16 protein-coding genes, 1 tRNA gene and 7 pseudogenes are annotated in these 20399 nt (G+C 57.9%); 8 read left to right on the forward strand and 16 right to left on the reverse strand.

From position 1 onward, the window contains the following. Positions 1-318: 318 nt before the first annotated feature. Positions 319-786: pseudogene (locus tag D3Y57_RS15795) on the reverse strand (transposase); the annotation flags it as partial. Between the two features lie 239 nt (positions 787-1025). Between D3Y57_RS15795 and D3Y57_RS15800 the strand changes: the two are divergent. From D3Y57_RS15800 to D3Y57_RS15810, 3 genes and pseudogenes are all read left to right on the forward strand, one after another. Next, on the forward strand, positions 1026-1484 hold the full coding sequence (locus D3Y57_RS15800) for a transposase (RefSeq protein WP_239025896.1): 459 nt from the start codon (positions 1026-1028) through the stop codon (positions 1482-1484). Beyond that, positions 1481-1828: an IS66 family insertion sequence element accessory protein TnpB gene (gene tnpB / locus D3Y57_RS15805; protein ID WP_121154113.1), complete on the forward strand. Its 348-nt coding sequence runs from the start codon at positions 1481-1483 to the stop codon at positions 1826-1828. Before D3Y57_RS15800 ends, tnpB (D3Y57_RS15805) begins: the two co-directional genes overlap by 4 nt. A 36-nt stretch (positions 1829-1864) precedes the next feature. After that, positions 1865-2593, forward strand: a pseudogene (locus D3Y57_RS15810) (transposase domain-containing protein); the annotation flags it as partial. A 175-nt stretch (positions 2594-2768) separates the two neighbouring features. On the opposite strand, the pseudogene D3Y57_RS15815 reads toward D3Y57_RS15810, so the two are convergent. Beyond that, positions 2769-3167 (reverse strand): annotated as a pseudogene (locus tag D3Y57_RS15815) (ATP-binding protein); the annotation flags it as partial. A 58-nt stretch (positions 3168-3225) separates the two neighbouring features. On the opposite strand from D3Y57_RS15815, the pseudogene D3Y57_RS15820 reads away from it, so the two are divergent. The 3 genes and pseudogenes from D3Y57_RS15820 to D3Y57_RS15830 all read left to right on the forward strand — a co-directional run. Further along, positions 3226-3486: pseudogene (locus tag D3Y57_RS15820) on the forward strand (transposase); the annotation flags it as partial. Positions 3487-3687: 201 nt separating this feature from the next. Beyond that, positions 3688-5055 carry an IS110 family RNA-guided transposase gene (locus D3Y57_RS15825; protein WP_121150870.1) on the forward strand — a complete coding sequence of 456 codons (1368 nt, stop codon included), beginning with the start codon at positions 3688-3690 and terminating at the stop codon, positions 5053-5055. Continuing rightward, positions 5056-5946, forward strand: a pseudogene (locus D3Y57_RS15830) (IS3 family transposase); the annotation flags it as partial. Positions 5947-5985: 39 nt separating this feature from the next. On the opposite strand, the pseudogene D3Y57_RS15835 reads toward D3Y57_RS15830, so the two are convergent. Together D3Y57_RS15835 and D3Y57_RS15840 are read right to left on the reverse strand one after the other, a co-directional pair. Then, positions 5986-6704: pseudogene (locus tag D3Y57_RS15835) on the reverse strand (IS110 family RNA-guided transposase); the annotation flags it as partial. 76 nt (positions 6705-6780) lie between these two features. Beyond that, a pseudogene (locus D3Y57_RS15840) lies at positions 6781-7544 on the reverse strand (IS256 family transposase); the annotation flags it as partial. 419 nt (positions 7545-7963) lie between these two features. Between D3Y57_RS15840 and D3Y57_RS15845 the strand changes: the two are divergent. Continuing rightward, on the forward strand, positions 7964-8998 hold the full coding sequence (locus D3Y57_RS15845) for a glycosyltransferase family 4 protein (protein ID WP_239025897.1): 1035 nt from the start codon (positions 7964-7966) through the stop codon (positions 8996-8998). Positions 8999-9093: 95 nt separating this feature from the next. On the opposite strand, the gene tnpC is transcribed toward D3Y57_RS15845, so the two are convergent. The 5 genes from tnpC to D3Y57_RS15870 form a co-directional block, all read right to left on the reverse strand. Further along, positions 9094-10656 carry an IS66 family transposase gene (gene tnpC / locus D3Y57_RS15850; RefSeq protein WP_121154117.1) on the reverse strand — a complete coding sequence of 521 codons (1563 nt, stop codon included), beginning with the start codon at positions 10654-10656 and terminating at the stop codon, positions 9094-9096. Positions 10657-10724: 68 nt separating this feature from the next. Further along, positions 10725-11078, reverse strand: coding sequence for an IS66 family insertion sequence element accessory protein TnpB (gene tnpB / locus D3Y57_RS15855; RefSeq protein WP_121150930.1), 354 nt, complete (start codon positions 11076-11078; stop codon positions 10725-10727). Next, positions 11075-11482 carry a transposase gene (locus tag D3Y57_RS15860; RefSeq protein WP_121154119.1) on the reverse strand — a complete coding sequence of 136 codons (408 nt, stop codon included), beginning with the start codon at positions 11480-11482 and terminating at the stop codon, positions 11075-11077. Before D3Y57_RS15860 ends, tnpB (D3Y57_RS15855) begins: the two co-directional genes overlap by 4 nt. Before the next feature lie 442 nt (positions 11483-11924). After that, the gene (locus D3Y57_RS15865; RefSeq protein WP_162987162.1) at positions 11925-13187 is read right to left on the reverse strand and encodes a class I SAM-dependent methyltransferase; all 1263 of its coding nucleotides are present in this window, start codon (positions 13185-13187) and stop codon (positions 11925-11927) included. Positions 13188-13592: 405 nt separating this feature from the next. After that, positions 13593-13669, reverse strand: a tRNA-Arg gene (locus D3Y57_RS15870). A gap of 44 nt (positions 13670-13713) precedes the next feature. Here D3Y57_RS15870 and D3Y57_RS15875 point away from each other — a divergent pair. Further along, on the forward strand, positions 13714-14442 hold the full coding sequence (locus D3Y57_RS15875) for a queuosine precursor transporter (protein ID WP_121154123.1): 729 nt from the start codon (positions 13714-13716) through the stop codon (positions 14440-14442). 9 nt (positions 14443-14451) lie between these two features. On the opposite strand, the gene purQ is transcribed toward D3Y57_RS15875, so the two are convergent. From purQ to D3Y57_RS15910, 7 genes are all read right to left on the reverse strand, one after another. Then, positions 14452-15117 carry a phosphoribosylformylglycinamidine synthase subunit PurQ gene (gene purQ, locus D3Y57_RS15880; protein ID WP_121154125.1) on the reverse strand — a complete coding sequence of 222 codons (666 nt, stop codon included), beginning with the start codon at positions 15115-15117 and terminating at the stop codon, positions 14452-14454. After that, positions 15114-15350, reverse strand: coding sequence for a phosphoribosylformylglycinamidine synthase subunit PurS (gene purS, locus D3Y57_RS15885; RefSeq protein ID WP_121154127.1), 237 nt, complete (start codon positions 15348-15350; stop codon positions 15114-15116). Before purS ends, purQ begins: the two co-directional genes overlap by 4 nt. A 48-nt stretch (positions 15351-15398) precedes the next feature. After that, a complete protein-coding gene (locus tag D3Y57_RS15890; RefSeq protein WP_162987163.1) occupies positions 15399-16802 on the reverse strand; it encodes a surface lipoprotein assembly modifier in 1404 nt (467 codons plus the stop codon). A gap of 81 nt (positions 16803-16883) precedes the next feature. After that, positions 16884-18071, reverse strand: coding sequence for a hypothetical protein (locus D3Y57_RS15895; RefSeq protein WP_121154131.1), 1188 nt, complete (start codon positions 18069-18071; stop codon positions 16884-16886). An 83-nt stretch (positions 18072-18154) separates the two neighbouring features. Further along, a complete protein-coding gene (locus D3Y57_RS15900) occupies positions 18155-19060 on the reverse strand; it encodes a diacylglycerol kinase family protein (protein WP_121154133.1) in 906 nt (301 codons plus the stop codon). Next, positions 19061-19840 carry a phosphoribosylaminoimidazolesuccinocarboxamide synthase gene (gene purC / locus D3Y57_RS15905; protein ID WP_121156058.1) on the reverse strand — a complete coding sequence of 260 codons (780 nt, stop codon included), beginning with the start codon at positions 19838-19840 and terminating at the stop codon, positions 19061-19063. It lies immediately after the preceding gene. A 131-nt stretch (positions 19841-19971) separates the two neighbouring features. Then, positions 19972-20352, reverse strand: coding sequence for a hypothetical protein (locus D3Y57_RS15910; protein WP_121154135.1), 381 nt, complete (start codon positions 20350-20352; stop codon positions 19972-19974). Positions 20353-20399: the final 47 nt, after the last annotated feature.

Raw genomic sequence — 20399 nt, forward strand, 5'->3', positions numbered from 1 at the left:
GCAGCCGCAGGCGGTGTCACCAGCATCGGCCTGCGGCCTTCTTCGGTGGCAGCGCCTGCGGCTGCGGGGATCTGTTCGTCTGTAATGCGCGGGATAACCATGGTGATATCTCATCCGCGCCCTCAAGGGTAAAATACCGGCAGCGCGTTGTCTCATCATCGTTGGCACGGAGGGCTCGGGCGAATGCTACGCTCCTGTAATGATGAGAAAAGTGAGGGCGGTGGCGTTCCAATTTAATTTGCGCGAGGCTACCTGATAAGCGAAAAGCTCAGCCCGAGGGACTATCCGAAATTTCGTGTGTGGGCGGGCGGTTAAACATTACGCCGCCATGGCCTTGATAAAACGCTCACCGAAGATGACGCCTAACTGAGCCTTTGCCATGGTCCACTCACGTGGTGGCATTTTTTCTTTCTCGGATCGATTCAAGACCAGATAGAGGAGCTTGGTTGCGGCCTCGTCGCTGGGGAAATGGCCCCTGGCCCTGACGGCACGGCGAAGCTTTGAATTCAGCGATTCAATGGCATTGGTGGTGTATATGATCCTGCGAACATCATCGGGGAACGCAAAGAAAGGGATGACCTCGCCCCACGCCCGCCGCCAGCTCTGCCCGATGGCAGGATAACGCTGACCCCAGGGGCCAGCCTCGAACGCCGTCAGCGCTTTTTCCGCAGCCTCGGCATCAACAGCACGGTAAACCGTCTTCAGTGCGGCAGCGAGGTTTTTGCGGTCTTTCCAGCTCACAAACGCCATGGAGTTGCGCAGCAGGTGGACGATGCATATGTGGACGGCCTCCGCCTTGCAATAGCCTTAGCAGTATTTGACCGATCGCTTGCGTTCATATGTCCGGCCTCGAAAGAGCGGCCGCAATATGACCGCGGGCCAAGATGGTTTCCGCTGCGTGGGTTCCAAACACGTTTCCGGCCTATAATGGCCATTGCATCGTACGGAAGTAAGCGTGGCCTGACGGCCGCCTTGCCCGTTGGTGGTTTGACGGGTTGATTGTCGCTCTTTGAGCGGGGCGGCCAGTGTCGGACGAGATCACAGATTCAGCGAGCGAAGAAGCGAGCGCTCATACGAGTAGTCGTACGAGTGCTCGGATACAGATTGTTTCCCGGGTTTCGGGCCGGCGGCGCTGGACGGTCGACCAGAAGCTGGCGGTGCTTCGCGATGCCTTTGGTCCCGACGGTTGCGTGCGGATGGCAGTCGAGCGCCATGAGGTTGGCAGCGGGTCGATCTATAGTTGGCGCCGGCAAGCGATGTCCGGCGTGCTCGGCGGCATGCGTAAAGTGCCCGACCCTGCATTTGCCGAGGTGACGGTCACAGAGCCACCGGCGTTGCCTGCACCAGAGATTGCTCCACAGGGAACGGCCCAAACCGGCTTGAGCCAGATCGCGATCGAGCTTCCTTCAGGTGTGCGACTGACGATGGACGCGTCGGTCGATGCCGATGCACTGTCTCGAGTGATTGGCGTCCTGACCCGATGATCCCGTTGCCGCCGTCGACGCGGATATTTCTGGCTTGCGGCGCGACCGATATGCGCAAGGGTTTCGATGGCCTTGCGGTCATGGTGCAGCAGGTCCTGACGCTCAGTCCTCATTCCGGCGCGCTGTTCGCGTTTCGCGGCAAGCGCGGCGATCTGGTCAAGCTGCTCTGGTATGATGGCCAGGGGCTGTGCCTCTTTTCCAAGAGGATGGATCGCGGCCGGTTCGTCTGGCCATCGACCCAGACCGGCTCGGTGGCGATGACTTCGGCACAGCTTTCGATGCTGTTGGAGGGCATCGACTGGCGTCGTCCGGAACGCAGTTTCACGCCAACACTGGCGGGCTAAAAACACCCTGTTTTCGTCGCCTTTTCGTCGGTTTTCATGGTGCCGGGATGCCCCGTCTGCTATGTAAGTGCGGTGACAGACACAGGCTTTTCTATCCCTGAAAAGGATGCTCGCATCGCCGAGCTGGAAGCCGCTTTGGCAGCAGCCCACGCCGATATTTCCGCCCGCGACATCCTCATCGACACGCTGCGTGTACAGATTGCCCGGCTTAAACGGATGCAGTTCGGCAAGTCGTCCGAGAAGCTCGACACCCAGATCGCCCAGCTTGAGCTGGCGCTCGAAGAACTCGAAGCCGAAGCCGTTGTGACCGACGCGCGTCGTGCGCATCCGGTTCAGGTCGAGCGGCCGGTTCCCGTGCGGTCATTGCCCGATCATCTGCCACGTACCGAACAGCGGATCGAACCCGAGCAGGGCAGTTGCACCTGCCCGGACTGCGGCGGTGCATTGTGCCCGCTCGGACAGGACAGTGACGAGATGCTCGACGCCGTGCCGATCCAGTGGCGTGTCGTCCGCACCATCCGGCCCAAGTATAGCTGCCGTGCGTGCGACAGGATCGTGCAGGCACCAGCGCCGGTAAAGGCGATTGCCCGAGGCAAAGCCACGTTCGGCACGCTGGCCCATGTCGTCGTTGCCAAGTTCGATCACCATCTGCCGCTCTACAGGCAGGCCGAGATGATGGCAGCCCAAGGCATCGACATCGATCGTTCGACGCTGGCGGGCTGGGTCGGCCAAGCATCGGTATTGTCAAATCGCATCCAAAGGCGACCCCTGTTTCGCGCCCAATAATGACCCCCGCTGAGATGCCGGACTGCTGCGTTTCGGAGGTTTCGGCGCGTTGATCGAGATTGGGATGCTGGAGAGGCTGCAACGCAGGGAGGGCGTAGCCCGACCGGAGTTTCAGCCTCTCCAGCATAAATCCTTTTCCCTTTCCGCCGCAGGGTCAGCTGCGGTTTTTGAAGCGCCAGGAGTCGTTGCCGGTCTCGATGATATCGCAATGATGGGTCAAGCGATCGAGCATGGCGGTCGTCATTTTGGCGTCGCCGAACACTTGGGGCCAATCGGCGAAGGCGAGATTGGTGGTGATCAGCAGCGAGGTGTTTTCGTAAAGCTTGCTGATCAGGTGGAACAGCAGCTGTCCGCCTGACTGGCTGAACGGCAGATAGCCCAGTTCGTCGATGACGATGAGATCGTACCGCAGCAGCTTCTCGACAAGGCGACCGCTGCGGCCAGCGGCATTTTCCTGTTCGAGCTGATTGACCAGATCGACGAGGTTATAGAAGCGGCCGCGGGCCTGGGCTCGGATGACCGCTGAGGCGACCGCAATGCACAGGTTGGACTTGTAACGGTTTTGCGCCGGTCACTTGAGAGTTTAAAACTCGTTCAAGGAGACCGACGAGATGATCAAGCATACCGAAGAGTTCAAGCGGGAGGCGGTGCGTATTGCGCTGACCAGCGGGTTGCCACGTGACCGTATTGCGTCGGATCTGGGGGTCGGCAGGTCGACGCTGGGCAAATGGCTGTCACAGCATCGTCCGGCTGACCTGGTGCCAGCGCCGCAGGCAGATTTAGCCCGCGAGAATGAACGTCTGCGCCTCGAGAACCGCGTACTCAAGGAGGAGCGGGACATCTTAAAAAACCGTCCCGGGCTGGGCCCGCCTGTGTGCGGTAGAAACGGGCCGTGCTACTGTATTGGCGGAAGGGTCGCGGCCGATGGCTTATTGGTGGCATGATCCCCGTTAAAAAACGTGGCCCGTGGGTGTTTGCGAACTTGAGAGTGGTGACGCCGTATTGCGACGATCCCGGTTAGGAAGATGACGTTTAGCATCACCCATACCCTTCTGCTTTGAAGGAGAAATGGAATGGCTAAAGCAAAATCCAAAGACATTGATGCGTTGTCGATGGTCAACCCTGGTGCCGCCGCAATCGACATCGGTTCGACCATGCACATGGCGGCCATAAATCCCGAGGCTGACAATAAACCGGTACGAGCATTCGGCACATTCACCGGCGACCTGCACGATATGGCCCGCTGGTTCAAAGAATGTGGCGTCACGAGTGTGGCAATGGAATCCACCGGCGTTTACTGGATCCCGGCCTATGAGATCCTGGAGGGACACGGTTTTCACGTGATCCTGGTCAATGCGCGCTACGCCAAGAACGTACCCGGCCGCAAAACCGATGTCAGCGATGCTGCATGGTTACAGCGGCTTCACAGCTACGGGTTATTACGCGGCAGCTTCCGTCCGGAGGCCGAGGTGGCGACGTTACGTGCCTATTTGCGCCAGCGCGAGCGACTGATCGAATATGCGGCTTCTCATATCCAGCATATGCAAAAAGCGCTGATGGAGATGAACGTACAGCTCCACCATGTCGTCTCTGATATCACCGGTGTGACGGGCATGCGGATTATCAGGGCCATTGTCGCGGGAGAACGCAAACCCGGCGTCCTTGCCGAAATGCGCGATATCCGTTGTCACGCCAGCGTCGAGACAATCTGTGCAGCGTTGTCGGGGAACTGGCGGGATGAGCACATCTTCGCACTTTGCCAGTCGCTGGCTCTGTATGATTTTTATCAGACCAAAATCGTTGAATGTGACCGAAAGCTGGAAATCGCGCTTCAGAACCTTGCAGTCGAACAAGGTCACGATATCGGAAACCTACCCAAGGTGCGGACCAAGACAAAGCAGCCGAACACGCCAGACTTCGAGGTCCGTTCGGCGCTTTACCGTGTCCTCGGCGTCGACCTGACACAGATCCACGGGATCGGCCCATCATTGGCGCTTAAGCTTGTCGGTGAATGCGGGACAGACCTTGCCGCATGGCCCAGCGCCAAGCATTTTACATCGTGGTTATGCCTGGCACCGGGGAACAAGATATCGGGAGGTAAGCTGCTCTCGTCGAAAACACGTAGGTCATCAAGTCGAGCTGCGGCGCTGTTACGCTTGGCCGCCACGACTATTGGCCGTAGCGACACTGCCCTTGGTGCCTTTTACCGCAGACTGTCAGCACGCGCCGGAAAGGCCAAAGCGGTGACCGCGACGGCGCGCAAAATCGCAGTCCTGTTTTATAACAGCCTGCGTTACGGCATGAAGTATCATGATCCCGGTGCCACCCAATATGAGGAACGCTATCGCTCGCGGGTAATCGGCAATCTCCAGCGTCGCGCCAAGGCGTTCGGCTTTGCCTTGCACGAGTTACCGGCAGCACCTGAAATGGCTGTTTCTTAGGAAGGCCACGCAGTTCTTCGCGAGTCAGCGGCCATGAGGTTCGCATTCGTGGAGAACTGGCGTCATATATGGTCTGTTGAGACCATCTGCCGGGTGATGCGGGTCAGCCCTCGCGGCTATCGTTCCTGGCGGTCACGACCGATCAGTCGTCGGGAGCGGACAGACATGAAGGTGCTGGCCCATATCCGGGAACAGTATAGCCTGAGCCTTGGCAGCTATGGTCGTCCGAGGATGACGATGGAGTTGAAGGAGGCAGGCCTCGACGTTGGCGAGCGCCGGGTCGGGCGACTGATGAAGATCAACGGGATCAAGCCAGTTCGTACGCGCAAACACAAGGTGACAACTGACAGCAACCACCGCCTGGGGGTTGCGGCAAACTGGCTTGACGGTGACTTTGCCGCCGACGTACCCAACCGTAAATGGGCGGGCGACATCACCTACATCTGGACATCAGAAGGCTGGCTCTATCTTGCCGTCATTCTCGACCTGCATAGCCGTCGTGTGGTTGGTTGGGCTGTCAGTGACAGGATGAAGAAGGATCTGGCGATCAGGGCGCTCGATATGGCGGTACGCCTGCGTCAGCCACCTGAAGGCTGCCTGTTCCACTCCGATCGCGGCAGTCAGTATTGCTCCTACGACTATCAGAAGAAATTGCAGGCCTACGGCCTGCGACCCTCGATGAGCGGCAAAGGCAATTGCTACGACAATGCCTCTGTCGAGACGTTTTTCAAAAGCCTGAAAGCAGAACTCATCTGGCGACGAAACTGGCCAACACGGCGACAGGCGGAAGCTGCCATCTTTCAATACATCAACGGCTTCTACAACACACGTCGCCGCCACTCATATCTCGGCGGCATCAGCCCGCTCGCGTTCGAAGCCAAGGTGGCTTAATGAAATAGGTGACCGGCACGAAACCGATACAAGTCCACTTCCTGATATGAAGAGTTCAGGTGCGGGTGTCTTCATCATCAAGAGCGATGCCCCGATCGGGCCCACGCCAGGGATTTCGGCGAGCCGCCGGCTGCACTCATTTTCCCGATGCCACTGTGCCAGCTGTACCTCGACTTCTTCAATCTGCTCCTGGAGCTGGCAATATTCCTTGCCCTGCGACGCGAAGAGCGCGCGAGCAAGAGTCGGCACATCCTGGTTCGCCGCGACGCGATCGAGGAGCGCGGTAATCCTGCAGGTTCCCTTTGCTGCAATCAGGCCGAACTCCGCTGCGTAGCCCCGAATTGCGTTGATCAACCGGGTGCGCGTGCGGATCAGCCGTTCGCGTACGCTCACCAGCATGAGTGCAGCCTGCTGTTCCGCCGTCTTGACAGGCACAAACCGCATCGTCGGGCGGCCCATTGCCTCACAAATCGCTTCTGCGTCGGCCGCATCATTCTTGCCACGCTTCACGTAAGGCTTCACCAGTTACGGCGCAATCAGCTTCACTTCGTGGCCATACGAGGTCGCAGCCATGCCAAATGGTGTGACGCGCCACAAGCTTCAATGGCGATCAGTGTTGGCGACAGCTTCTCGAAGAAAGCCATCGTCTCGGTACGACGAAGTTTTTTGCGCAGGACAGGCTGCTCCGCGCCATTTACGCCATGCAGTTGGTAAACGTGTTTTGACGTGTCGATACCAACTCGGATAAGATTTTCCACGGACGGTCTCCTTCATGGGTTTTGTAACAACCTCATATTGGCACATCGCGATGCCGTTTGGAGGCCGTCCACCCCAACACGTTTGAACGATCGTCTCGGGGAACACAGCCGTGATCGCGTCGGGAAAGCCTTTAAGGCCGTCGACGACGGCAAGCAGGATATCGTCGACGCCGCGGTGCTTCAGCTCGTTCATGACGCGCAACCAGAACTTGGCGCCTTCGTTCTGTTCGAGCCACAGTCCGAGCACCTCCTTGCCGCCATCGGCGCGGACGCCAAGCGCAATGTGGATCGCCTTGTTGCTCACCATCCCCTCATCCCGGATCTTGACCCGCAGCGCATCGAAGAAGACCAGCGGATAAACCGGATCCAGTGGCCGCTGCTGCCAGGTCACCACTTCGTCGAACACGGCATCGGTCACCGTGCTGTCAGATCGGGCGATACACAGATGCCGTAAAGGTCATGCAGGTGTCCCACGATCTCACGCGTGCTCATGCCGCGCGCGTACATCGAGATGATCTTCTCATCGAAGCCGGGAAAGCGCCGCTGGTATTTGGCGATCAGTTGCGGATCAAAGCTCGCCTGGCGATCGCGCGGCACCTCGAGTGCCAGCCTCCCTGTATCGGTCATCACCGTCTTGCGGCCATAACCATTGCGGCTGTTATCCGCCTGATCCTCCTGCCCAAGATGATAATCCATCTCGGCATTCAGAGCGCGCTCGGTCAGCGCTTTCTTCAGGCTATCCAGCAGGCCTCCCTGATCAAAGGCCGCACTGGCGGCACCGCCCGCAAGCAATTGGTCCAAAAGCTCATTGGCTATTATAGGCTCTTTGCGTCGTGACATATTGGGTTCCTTCTTTCCCTTTATGCCCGCCCACACACGAAATTTCGGATAGTCCCCAGCTCGAGTGTATCTATCCATTAATCTGCTTGGACGCGTCGATCGCACGCACGTAGCGGCATTTACTGAAGGTTTCAGGATACTTCCTCTGTATAGAGTTTTGCGATGTATATGAAAGTATATTGGAGTGGCACCGATCTACCTGATAATCAAAAGCTCATAAATTAGGACAACTCTTCCGTCTTTCGAATTCTAGCGCTCATTACAGGAACTTTCTAAAAATCATGACGAAAACGACAGACCGGCCTGTGCTGCTAGACGTCAGCCGCTCAATCTGGCGCGCTTGGTCTGGTCGGCACCCGACCGGCATTGACAGGGTTTGCCTGTCCTATGTTCGGCATTATAGAACCCAGGCTCAGGCTGTGGTTCAATATAAAGGATTTCGCCGCATATTGTCGTCACCCGCGTCGTCAGCTTTATTCGATGTACTGCTCGACGATAGACCAGATTTTAGAAAACGCGTGGCGAGCTGGAGCGTTTACCACTTACCCGGTATCCTGCCTCGGCGTATGGGCAATATGCGACCTTATCTCAACGTCGGTCACACCGGACTTGATGATCCCGGTTTCCGTCGATGGCTCGACTGGTGCGGCGTCTCCCCAATCTATATGGTGCATGATTTAATTCCAATAAGTCATCCGGAGTACGCTCGCCAAGGCGAGGCGGAGAAGCACGTTCAGCGCATCAAGACGGTATTAGAGACGGCCACCGGTATTATCGGCAACAGCACGACGACACTTAACAAGCTTACAGATTGGGGAAGTAGTAGACAACTCCCTTCACCCCCACAAAGAGCTATTTGGCTAGGCACAACAGTTTTGAAGGCTAAATCACAATCTCCAGCAGGCGATCCGTACTTCGTAGTGTTGGGTACGATTGAGGGCCGCAAAAATCATCTTCTTTTGCTAAATCTTTGGTTGAACTGGATCGAGAGTGGGAGGATGCCAGTTGCACGACTCTACATCGTTGGTCAGCGTGGCTGGTCCGCAGAAAAAGCTCTGGCAATGCTCGACCAATGCGACGCACTCCGATCCTATGTAGTAGAATTAAACCATTGCAGTGACGCGGCACTTGCCGACCTCATCGGCAATGCCCGAGCGCTCGTCTTTCCGTCACTTGCGGAGGGATATGGCATGCCACTTGCTGAAGCCATGATGGCATGCGTGCCGGTTATCGCGAGCGACCTTCCCGTGTTCCGAGAAATTGCGGGAGAACTTCCAACCTATTGCGATCCGCTAGACAGTAAATCGTGGGAGGAAGCGATTTTATCTTTTACTCCAAGACACAGCGAGCCTCGGGCAAGACAATGCGCGGCGCTGACACATTACAAGGGGCCAACTTGGGCCGACCATTTTCAACAGGTTGACGGATGGCTTGAAGAACTTGACTTAATTTAACATGCAAGTTCTCTCTTCGGCGAGAATAAATGCTTTTAGAACATCCTGCATTGCTGGTTGAATGGTAAGCGCTAAATCCTTCCCACGGGGATTGGTTATGCGGCTTGCGCAGTGATGCTCGGCAGGTTCGCGGCCCGGCTGTCAGTCCAGTTATATGGCAACAGATCATCGATGGGGTCACCATCGTTTCGAAGGATGATCCGGCCAAGAACGTCGGTGAGATAGGCTTGCGGATCGATGGCGTTGAGCTTGCAGGTTTCGACCATGCTGGCGATGATTGCCCAGTTTTCGGCACCGAGGTCGTGACCTGCGAAGAGTGCATTTTTCCTTTGCAGCGCGATCGGCCGCATCGAACGCTCGACGGTATTGTTGTCGAGCTCGATGCGCCCGTCTTCGAGGAAGCGATTGAGGCCGTTCCAGTGATTGAGGGCATAGCCGATTGCTTCTGCTGTTCCCGAGCCACGTGGCAGTCTGGGCAACATATCTTTCAGCCAGGGCTTCATCGCCGCGACCAGAGGCGCGGCTTCGGCCTGACGGATTGCGCGGCGATGCTCGGGGTCTAATTCCCGGATTTTGGCCTCGATGGCGTACAGCCGGGCGATCTGGCGCAGCGCCTCATCGGCGACCGGCGCGTTGCCGCCTTTGGTCGCGTCGAAGAAGCCCCGCCGCACGTGCGCCCAACAAAAGGCGAGCTTGCCCGCGCCACCGGCACGATCGGCTGCCTCGATATGCTTATAGGCCCCATAGCCATCACACTGGACGATGCCGTGATAGCCGCCGAGCAGCTGCGCCGCCCAGACTTTGCCGCGCCCCGGCATGTAGCTGTAGACGACCGCCGGCGGATCGGTCCCGCCATGAGCACGGTCGTCGCGGGCGATCGCCCATAAATAGCCGGTTTTTGTCTTGCCCGTCCCCGGTGCCAGCACCCGCGCAGTGGTCTCATCGACAAAGAGCCGGTCACCCGACAGCAGTTCAGCCTTCATGCGGCGGGTAATCCGCCCGAGCCACGCGGCGCTGCGTCCCGCCCAGTTGCACATCGTACCGCGGTCGATTTCGATGCCCTGGCGACGCAGTGCCTGTGCCTGCCGGTAAAAAGGACCATGGTCGGCGTATTTCCTGACGATCATGTCGGCGATCAGCGCCTCGGTTGGAAGGCCGCCCGGCACGACATGCTTTGGCGCGGGTGCCTGGAACACACCGTCGCTGCATGTGCGGCACGCCATCTTCGGACGCACCGTTACGATCACGCGATACTGGACGGGGATGACATCGAGCCGACTGGCGACATCCTCGTCGATACAGTGCAGCGCACCGCCGCAGCAGGGACATTCGGTTTCGACCGGCATGATCACTTCGCGGATCCGTGGCAGATGCGCTGGCAGCGAAGCGCGTTCGGTGGTTTCCTTGCGCTTCTTCTCGGCTTTCGGACCGACCGGCGATTGTTCGGCGAGCGCCAACAGCTCGGCCTGCGCGACTTCGATATCCTCGAGCGCCAGCGCCAGTTGATCGGCACTGAGCTTTTCAGAGCGCCTGCCGAACGTTGCCCGCTTCAGCTGATCGAGCAGATGCTGCATCCGCGCCTCGCGTTCGAGCCCTGCGATTATCATCGCTTTGAGGACTCCGACATCGTCGGGAAGGTCGGCTTCGCTCGCAGACATGGACTATTTCTGGCATGTTTTTCCGCCGTCGCAACCACCATTTCGACGAGCAGATTCAGGCGTGCGACCTACTGCGCAACCTGCGGTTTTTGCACCCGGGCCGCATGCATTCGGGTCCATTGCAGACCCTCGAACAGCGCCGACGCCTGGCTCGGCGTCAGTCGCATCACGTCGTCACCAACCCGCGGCCAGCAAAAGCCGCCGGTCTGGAGAACCTTGCTCACCAGCACCAGTCCCGTGCCGTCCCAGACCAGCAGCTTGATCCGGTTCGCGCGTTTCGAGCGGAAGATATACGCCACGCCCGAGAACGGCTTCAAACCAAGCTCATTCTCGACCAGCGCTGCCAGGCTGACGGCTCCTTTCCTGAAGTCGACCGGCTTGGTCGCAACCATCACTTTGAGCGGTCCCGGCGGAAGGATCACGTCGCCTGCCTGATCGCGGTAAGCACGCGTTCGATGTGCGCAGCCGTGACATTTTCGGGAACATGGATCGTTATCGCACCGGCATGGATCACGATCTCCGCGGCGGATGATCCTGACGGCGACGGCAGGCCAGGCTCGTCGACAACCACCGGCACAAACGCCATCTCACGCGCCTTCAGCACCGTGTGCCGCCACGCATAAAGCTGCTGGGGTAAAAGGTCATTGGAGCGCGCGATCGCCGCGATATTTGCACCGGCGACAAAGCTCTCCTCGACGATCCGCGCCTTGGCATCGGGTGCCCACATCCGGCGTGCAGCACCCGCCGGGATCACGTCCATACGCTGAGGACGACGGCCACCCTTGCTTTCGAAAGTCCTTTCGAACGTTGTTTCGATACCTGACACCAAGCTACCCCTCACATGAGGCGGCAAAGCATACTCAGATCACGGATTGCCGATATGTGGGGGAGAATTGGCGCTTACGTTGAATGTTAAGCTGGACACGAATCTACCTGAAACCTTTGCCATGCGTGCGGCAAGCTGGGCACATCCAAAAACCTCTCGCCCATTTGCTAAGGATCTGATTCATTCGTCTTGACGGGAGGCGGTGATGAAGCACTCAGGCTCGTTCGGATTGGTGCCCAGATGATTCGATGACTCCGGAGCAGGCGCCGCACATGGCCAACGTGATCCAGAGTGCGCCGGTCCGCTGAGCAGATCTCATGTGGCAGAAGGGTCAGTTGAGATTTTGGGCTCGGGCTCAGCGTCTATCAGGCGCGATAAGGATGCTGCAATTGAGCAACTTCGAAGGACATCTTTTCGCCTTTGGTGTGCGAAAGTCGGATCGCTAGGCCGTGGGCGTGATATTTATCGCAAGGCCCAAAAGCCGATCGTCTGCATGCCCGTTAACATCTCTGGGGCGCAGTAGCGGGGGCGTGCGGATCGTGACGGTGCTGATACCCGATTCAGGACGGCTAATCGTCGCCCATATTTCTGAATTCCCCGTAACAGTTTGAACCTCTGTGCCATCGACGAATAGCCTACACCGCTCCGCAAAATCGGGGACAATCTGCTGCTGAAACGGAACGCGTAATTTGCACTGCCCGTCTGGCAGTTGAACGATCCACCGAAGTTCGTCTAGAGCTGTCCAGCGAAACCCCGTTGTGCGGCTTCCTTCAACGCCATGATAGGCCTCATCATCGCTCAACGGTGCGCCAAGCAACTGAGGCATTGCAACTTTGGCTCCAACGCGACGGGCGAACGCCTCCAACGGTGACCCTGGATAGCAAAAACAATGCGTAGCCCCTCCACTATACAAATCTAGTCCCGCGCGATCAGCAATCAGCGCTAGAGCCGTATCGGTATAAAGTGATACATGACCGTTTCGTGGCGATGCATACCACCAGTTGCACCGAAGCTGTTCGATGTCTTCCGGTTGCAAGCATTGCGAGAAGACGACGCCGCCGGTTGGCTCCAAAAAAGAAATGAAATTTGCTATGGTTTCCATCGGTCGCGGAGAATGCTCAATTACCTCAAAGCACGTAATGACATCGAAAAGCCCCGCGGGGCGCTCTGGTAGCGAAACAGGATCATATGCTTCAAAATTAAAGCCAGCATTCCGCATATGCTGCGCGAATAATCCACTTCCGGCCCCGTAGTCGAGGAACCGACAGCCCTTGTACTCGGCGAGCAATTCGGCAAAACTATCTGCTAGTTGGCGGGGTCGTGCATATTCGTACCCGACATCAACGAGGCTCAAATCATCGTTATAAATAAATTGTCCAAAATCGGCGACTGTCCAGTCATCAGTGAAATCAGTAAAAAGAAACCCGCACGCAAGGCATCGAAAATAGGAAACCGCGACGCCGCTAGGCCCGTATACGTAACCATGACATTTATTGAAGTCCACGACATCGAAGAAAGGCGCGGCTCCTCCGCAGACTTTGCATGATTTCGAATGTAGATCTGAATTTTTGGTGGAGAGGCTTGGTAGGTTTCTAAGAATCGTGCGGGGGTCCATAGATTTCCTAGCTGAAACGAGGCTAGCTTTCAGCATAATGGCTCTGACAGGTGTTGCCCACTCCAATTCGCAAACTTCCAGATCGTCCACATAATCAGACTTTCGAAGCTCCACCGCTCTTTAGCGCTGCTCGACCAGCCACCGGATCGCTTCAGCGGCATCCGCGCACTGCATTTGCACGCTGCGCATCCGTTGTCGCTGAGCATAGCCATTGTTTCACGAAACCAAACAGTTGCCTCAAGGCAGCGTGCCCGGCCTACTGCAGGATGGACTGTTCGGAGCGAACGGTTCAATTCTGCAATGCCGAGTCGTATGGTCAGAGGCTATGGTATGCGGAACCGGACCCGGACCCAGTAGGTCGCTCCCTCTCGGATCATGTGCTGAGCCACTCCGCCTTACCCACATACCGGTGTAACAGGGTAGTGTAACCGCGGTATGCCTGTTCGTTTCGACGAAGAAGCTATGGAATTGTAAAATAGTGATTTTCTGCGGTTTTGGTGCGCCCGAGTGGATTCGAACCACTGGCCTCAAGATTAGAAGTCTCGTGCTCTATCCAACTGAGCTACGGGCGCGTTACAAGGTCCAATAGCGGGAAAATACTCTAGGCTCCACCACCATGAACGAGATTTCGAAACCAGTCGCCGTAAGCGCTGATACTGTGGCACGCGACGGCTTCCGCTGGTTCGATTTTGTCATGGCCGCGTTTGTTGCGATCCTGTTGCTGTCCAATGTGATCGGTGCGGGCAAAGTCGCGACTTTGTGGGGCTATAGTTTTGGCGCGGGCATATTGTTTTTTCCATTGTCCTATCTGATCGGCGACGTGCTGACTGAGGTTTACGGATACGCCCGCGCGCGACGTTGCGTGTGGGCGGGGTTTGCCGCCGTGCTGTTCATGGCGTTCATGTCGTGGGTCGTCACCAGCCTGCCGCCGGCGCCGGGCTGGACCAACCAGCCTGCCTATGATGCCGTGTTCGGGCAGGTGCCGCGCATTGTTTTTGCTTCGGTCGCGGCGTTCTGGGCGGGCGAACTCGTCAACGCGTTTGTCATGGCAAAGATGAAGATTGCGACCAGGGGCAAACATCTGTGGTCCCGAACGATCGGGTCGACTGTGCTGGGGCAGGGGGTCGACAGCCTGATCTTCTATCCGCTCGCGTTCTGGGGAGCGGAGGGCTGGACGCATAATCTGGTGCTGACAGTGATGGTCACCAACTGGGGCTTGAAGGTCGCATGGGAAGTGTTCTTGACGCCGCTGACGTATGCGGTGGTCGGTTATCTGAAACGCAGCGAGGGCGTGGACGTGTATGACGAGGGAACGAACTTCACACCGTTCAGAACGCGCGTTTAAGACAAAGGTTTAACCGAGTGCTGCCATCAATCCCTCGAACATCCGGCGGCCATCGGTGCCGCCATGGGCGCTTTCGATAACGCGTTCGGGATGCGGCATCATGCCCAGAACATTGCCAGCGTTGTTGACGATGCCAGCGATATCGCGCGCCGATCCGTTGACTGATTCGGCATAACGCAGCGCGACGCGTCCTTCGCCTTCGAGCCGGTCGAGCGTTTCGTCATCGGCAAAATAATTGCCGTCGTGGTGCGCGACCGGGACAGTGATGCGCTCATCGGCCTTGTAGCGACTGGTAAAGGCGGTCTGCGCGTTGGACACGGTCAACATGACATCGCGACAGACGAATCGAATGCCGGCGTTGCGCATCAATGCGCCAGGCAGGAGACCTGCTTCAGTCAACACCTGAAAGCCGTTGCACACACCAAGGACCGCGCGACCCTGACCGGCTGCATCGACGACGGCGCGCATGACAGGCGAACGTGCCGCCATCGCGCCCGAACGAAGATAGTCGCCGTAGGAAAAGCCGCCGGGAACCGCGATCAGATCGAGGCCGTCGGGCAGAGTGCTTTCACCGTGCCAGACCATCGCGGGAGCCTCGCCGGTGACGTCGCGCAACGCTGTCGCAAGGTCGCGGTCGCAGTTCGATCCAGGAAAGACGATGACCGCCGACTTCATGAGCTAACGGGCTCGATCCGGAAATTCTCGATCACGGTGTTCGCAAGCAGCTTGTTGCACATCGCCTCGATGTCGGCGGCGGAGGTGCCGTCGGCAAGGTCGAGTTCGATCAGCTTGCCCTGACGGACGTCGTTGACGCCGGTAAAGCCCAGCCCTTCGAGCGCGTGATGAATGGCTTTGCCCTGCGGGTCGAGGACGCCGGTTTTGAGAGTCACGAAGACGCGTGTTTTCATGGGGGTCAGCCTATGGCTTTTGCAGCCGCCGCCCGCAACCCTTTGGTATCAGAAATAGCGGGCCAGATTGAAGGCCAGTCGCGAACGTTCGCTTTGATAAAGGCTCATGGATGAGTCTATGCGTGAAAAACTATAGGTCATGCTCGGCGAAAAGCCGAGGACGCGGACCGACCGCAGACCGACGTACAAGCGCGCGTTATAGCGCCAGTCGACGCGTGGACTGACTGCCAGAAATGCGAGCGGCGCATTGTAAGTGGCATGGCTGAAACCGCCCGAAATGCCTGCATTTATGCCGTGTTTCAGTTCACCCCCGATGCCGAGGCTGAGACCAATTTCCTCATCTGAATAGGCTTCGGATTTTAGCTTGTCCGTTCGATAGAAAATGCTGGCACTCGCAACCATCGAGCGCATCACAACGCGTTCGTAGGTTCCATAAACGCCCGTTGTCCAGCCATTGTAAATTGGACTGTAACCAGAATCGGTGTGGCGTGAGTCGAGAGTAAGTCCGACGCGCTGACCGGCATCCAGAGTACGTTCGAGCGTTGCACGACCGCCAAATTGGGTCGCGGCCCGGACGCCGCCATAATAGCGTTGGCTGGCAATGCCTTCGACCGAGATCGTCATCCGATCCGATAGTTTCAGTTCGGGGCCAGCGGCAAATTGACCGGTGAAATCGTCTGCGCTTTGGCCTGCGTAATTGACACCCTGAGCGTCGATGTCGGCAAGCAACGCGATGTTTTCACCGATGTGATGGCGAATGCCAGCTGAGAGGCTGGCTGTTTGGCCGATCCCGGAGCGAGATCGAACATTGCCGCTCAGTGCAAGCGCGTTGGGAATTGTCTGGTTACCGTAAACCAGATCGACGCTTTGTGCGTTGGTGCCATTCGTAACATTGGTGTCGGGGGCAATTCCGAAATCGAATGACAGATGATGGTCACGACCGTCGCGCAGCAATCCGCGGGACGCGCGGATGGTTGCCTGTATTTCGGGAGGAAGCTTGGCATCCTGTTCGGCAAGACGAAAATTATAGTCGGCGGCGTCGCGTTTGCCCTGAAGCATTAGCGCGCGCGCCAGTTCGAGACGGATGCGGGTCTGCCCCGGATTGCCGACGAGGGCCGCGCGGAACTCCTTGACAGCGCCTTCGGTGTCGCCGGTTTCGACGGCGATATATCCGGTCAGGAAATGGGTTTCCATGCTAAGTCCGGGAGCCTTGGAAAGTGCCGCGACCAGAGGGCGGGCCTCATCGAAACGTCGGGCCGCGACGAGTTTGGAAACGGCGGCCAACATTTCCTGTGTCGTCAGACGGACGCTGCACACGCCCGCTACGCAGGCCGGCTGCCCTGTGTCGGTAGGCGTGGCGGCATGGGCGGTGCCGATTGAAAGGCATGCTGTCGTCAGTGCCGCGACTGTGCCACGGCCCGAAAAACTCCGGCCCAAATGATGGTGCGACACGCGCATCTCCTGCGGTATTCCGTCGTCCGGCGGAAAAGTTCATTTCAGTGGATTGGCGCGTGCGGCGTACCGGCCTTTTCGTTAGGGGCCTTTCGCGCCAACAAATGCACCTTGAATATCAACGCGCTGTCCGGGAATGCCGCCAACGATCCGGAAGTTTCCGCCGACATTGACCGCATTCGGACCGTAAAAGGCACCATCTACTGAACTTGCGCCGGCGACATTCGACCCTGGCGAGATGGGCGAGAAATTGACGGGAAGGGTTGTGCCATCAGGATTTTTGAAGGTGGCAGTTGCGAATTGTCCTGTGAATCCTCCTGTATGAACAAGATCAATCGTCGCGTTCGCTGTGGCATTGAATGTCGCGCCTGCCGCTACTGTCGTGTTTGTGACTTCGACGTTGTTGAGGAAGGCCTTGTCCACAGTTCCGGCAAATGTCAGGCCGGCCGTCGCTTTCGAAAAGTCGACTGCAACTGTGCTGGTGCCATAAACCCACTGAAAATAACGGGAGTTATTGACCATAGATGCCAAGAAACCGCCAGTATAGGATCCAGTGCCAGTTGTCGGAATACTGCTTTGGATCGTGGGTGCTCCAAAGACAAGAGCTCCACGCTCATAGATGTTGGTAGTCGCAGCGGTAGTGGTTCCCGCTGCCGGCGTATTTATGACGTCACGTACATAGCCGGCCAGGCTGACATAGTTCGTGCTAACGCCGGGTCTCTGATAAAAGAACGTATATTCGTCGCTAACCGACGCACCGCCTGCGGTGGCCGCTGGACTGTTGGATGGTCCAAGTGATTCCAGATAGTTGAAACCGTCCAGAGAGGGCGCGCTCGCCGTCGGAGTAGCAGTCGGTGAAAAGTCGGTGCGGTGAGCCGGGTCCTGAAACCGAACGTTTGTGCTAATACCCGCTTTTGTATCGGCGAGGGTAAGCGTGAAAATTCCGTCTCGGGGACTATAATCGACGGTGCCGCTCGGCGTGCGGACGGTGCTGGCATTCCCCTGATAAAGCGAGGTGTTTCCGGTGACTTGAAGCGACTGGAGTGCGCCGACAGCGTTGAAGCTCGTGTCAGCGGTCAGCGAAAGGAAGCCGACTGGAGCAGTCGTCGTGCCCGATCCAGAGCCCCCGGTCACCCCACCGCCAGTTCCGCCGGAAACGGTGCCCCCCGTCGATCCAACGGGAGCGGCGGTGCCGCCGATTGTCTGAGGGCCATCTGCACCACATGCGGTCAAAGCAGTTGCAGCCAGAAGAGCCAGGTAAATGCGCATGGGGATTGCCACTCCAAGAGTTTAGTCGGGAATTCATCTTCCCCGACTAAATACAATTCGAATGGTTAAGAGCGCGTAAACGCCTATTTGGCAGGTCCCGCAAAAACCTCCAGCGCGCCGGGCTTTACGCTGAATCTCAATGGCGTCTGAAGGCGTATGATTTCGCCATCCACGGCGACTTCAATCGTTCGCGCATGGGATGACAGTTCCAGCGTTTCGCAAACGCCGAGTGTCGCAAAATCGCGATCGGAATCACTTTTGCCGATCATCGCGCGCAGGCCAAATCCGATCAGCCCGGCCCGACTGTTGGGTGACACTGCGAAAACCGAAAGCTTGCCGTCGTCGAGTGCGTCGCGCTGGCCGACTTTACCGAGATCGAGCGAATAGACGTTGTTACCAATGAACAGCAGCGGTGTGCGGATTGGCTTGGCCGCCCCATCCATCGTCAGTCGCAAGCGGTGGTGGCGCAGGTTACCGAGAGTTTGCCAGCCAGCTGGAATATTGGCGATCCATTTCGGTAGGCGATGGCTTTTTTGCAGGCCATCGCGGACGCGAACCATCGCGGGGTACATGCCGATCGAGGCATTGTTGACGAAGACCCGGTCATTGACGCTCGACAGGTCGATCTTGCGTTTGTGGCCGTCGGCGATAACTTTTGCCGCACTGGGCAGGTCCATCGGAATGCCAAGTTCACGGGCGAGATGATTGCGTGTTCCGAGCGGGAGAATGCCGAGCGTTGCGCCTGCCTTTGCTGCAATGGCAGCGGCCGATCCTAATGTGCCATCGCCACCGCCGACGATGACCGCGCCAGTCTTTGCAGCGGTTTCGACGCGGGCTGCGATATCGTCGCCGGCGATGGCTTCAATGGTGACGGAAATGCCCGTCGTTGCGAACGCCGCCTTGATCTGATCGATCAGCGCATCACCGGCTCGCGAGGCCGCGCCGCCGTCCTTGTTGACGATGACGGCCAGAGGCCTTGCTTTTGCCAGTTACCGGCCCCGTTTTTTGCGCTGTGTCTCGAGGTCGAGAACGACGTTATCTGCGCCCTCTGGCAACAGCCCAAGACGACGCGCGACTTCCTGATAGGCTTCCACTTCGCCGCCGAGATCGCGACGGAAGCGGTCCTTGTCGAGCTTTTCGTTGGTGACCATGTCCCACAGGCGGCAGCCATCGGGGCTGATCTCGTCTGCCAGAATAACGCGGGCGTATTCGTTTTCCCACAATCGACCGAATTCGAGTTTGAAATCGACCAGCTTGATGCCGACGCCGGCGAACAGACCACACATGAAGTCGTTTACGCGAATCGCCATGTCGGCGATGTCGTGCATCTCTTCCTGGCTCGCCCAGCCGAAGCACGCGATGTGTTCATCGGTGACAAGCGGGTCGCCCAGCGCATCGTCCTTGTAATAATATTCGATGATCGTGCGCGGAAGCTGCTGCCCCTCCTCGATGCCGAGGCGTTTCGACAGCGACCCTGCGGCGACGTTGCGAATCACGACTTCGATCGGAATGATCTCGACCTGGCGAATCAGCTGCTCACGCATATTCAGGCGACGCATGAAGTGATGCGGGATGCCGATCGTGCCGAGCAGCGTGAAGATATGCTCCGAGATTCGGTTGTTCAGCACGCCCTTGCCGTTGATCGTGCCCTTCTTCTGGGCATTGAACGCGGTCGCATCGTCCTTGAAATACTGGATAAGTGTGCCCGGCTCCGGACCTTCATACAGTATCTTGGCCTTGCCTTCGTAGATTTGGCGGCGGCGTGTCATCGGCATCTCACGTCAATAAAGAGCGACGCCCCGGTCGAGCGCGCATCGATTGGTCGGTGCGGCTGCCGGGGCGATTGAAAGCGATATAATCAAACCAGTCGCCGGGCGCAACGCACCCGGCGAAATCTGCATCAGCTGCTGCAGGACTGGCTCTTTTTTGTTGGCGTCGTCAGCGAGATCTTTTTCTCGGTGCCGGTGAGCGAATAACCGTCAGCCGTCATCGGCTGCCCGGCTTCGGCAGCGCGAAGCATGATCGGCGTACCCTTTGGTGTTGGGTGAAGGTTCGCCTGCTTGTCGCCGACATAAAGTTCGACCGAAACGACGCTATTGTCGTCACAACGATAGGTCTTGGTCGACTTAACCGAAGGTGGCATTTCAGCGGGTGGCTTTGCAGCTTCTGCTGCGTTTGCGGCGGCCGCTGCATTCTCTGCGGCGGTTGGGGTGGCCTGACCATTGCACGCAGCAAGGGAAAGGATGGCCGCTACTGCGGCGAAAACGGGGGCTTTGTTCATAGGCGCGCTGATTTCGCGGGTGCAGCATGGCACGTCAAGTAAATTTG

This window comes from Sphingomonas paeninsulae, from assembly GCF_003660165.1.
Lineage (GTDB): Bacteria > Pseudomonadota > Alphaproteobacteria > Sphingomonadales > Sphingomonadaceae > Sphingomonas_O > Sphingomonas_O paeninsulae.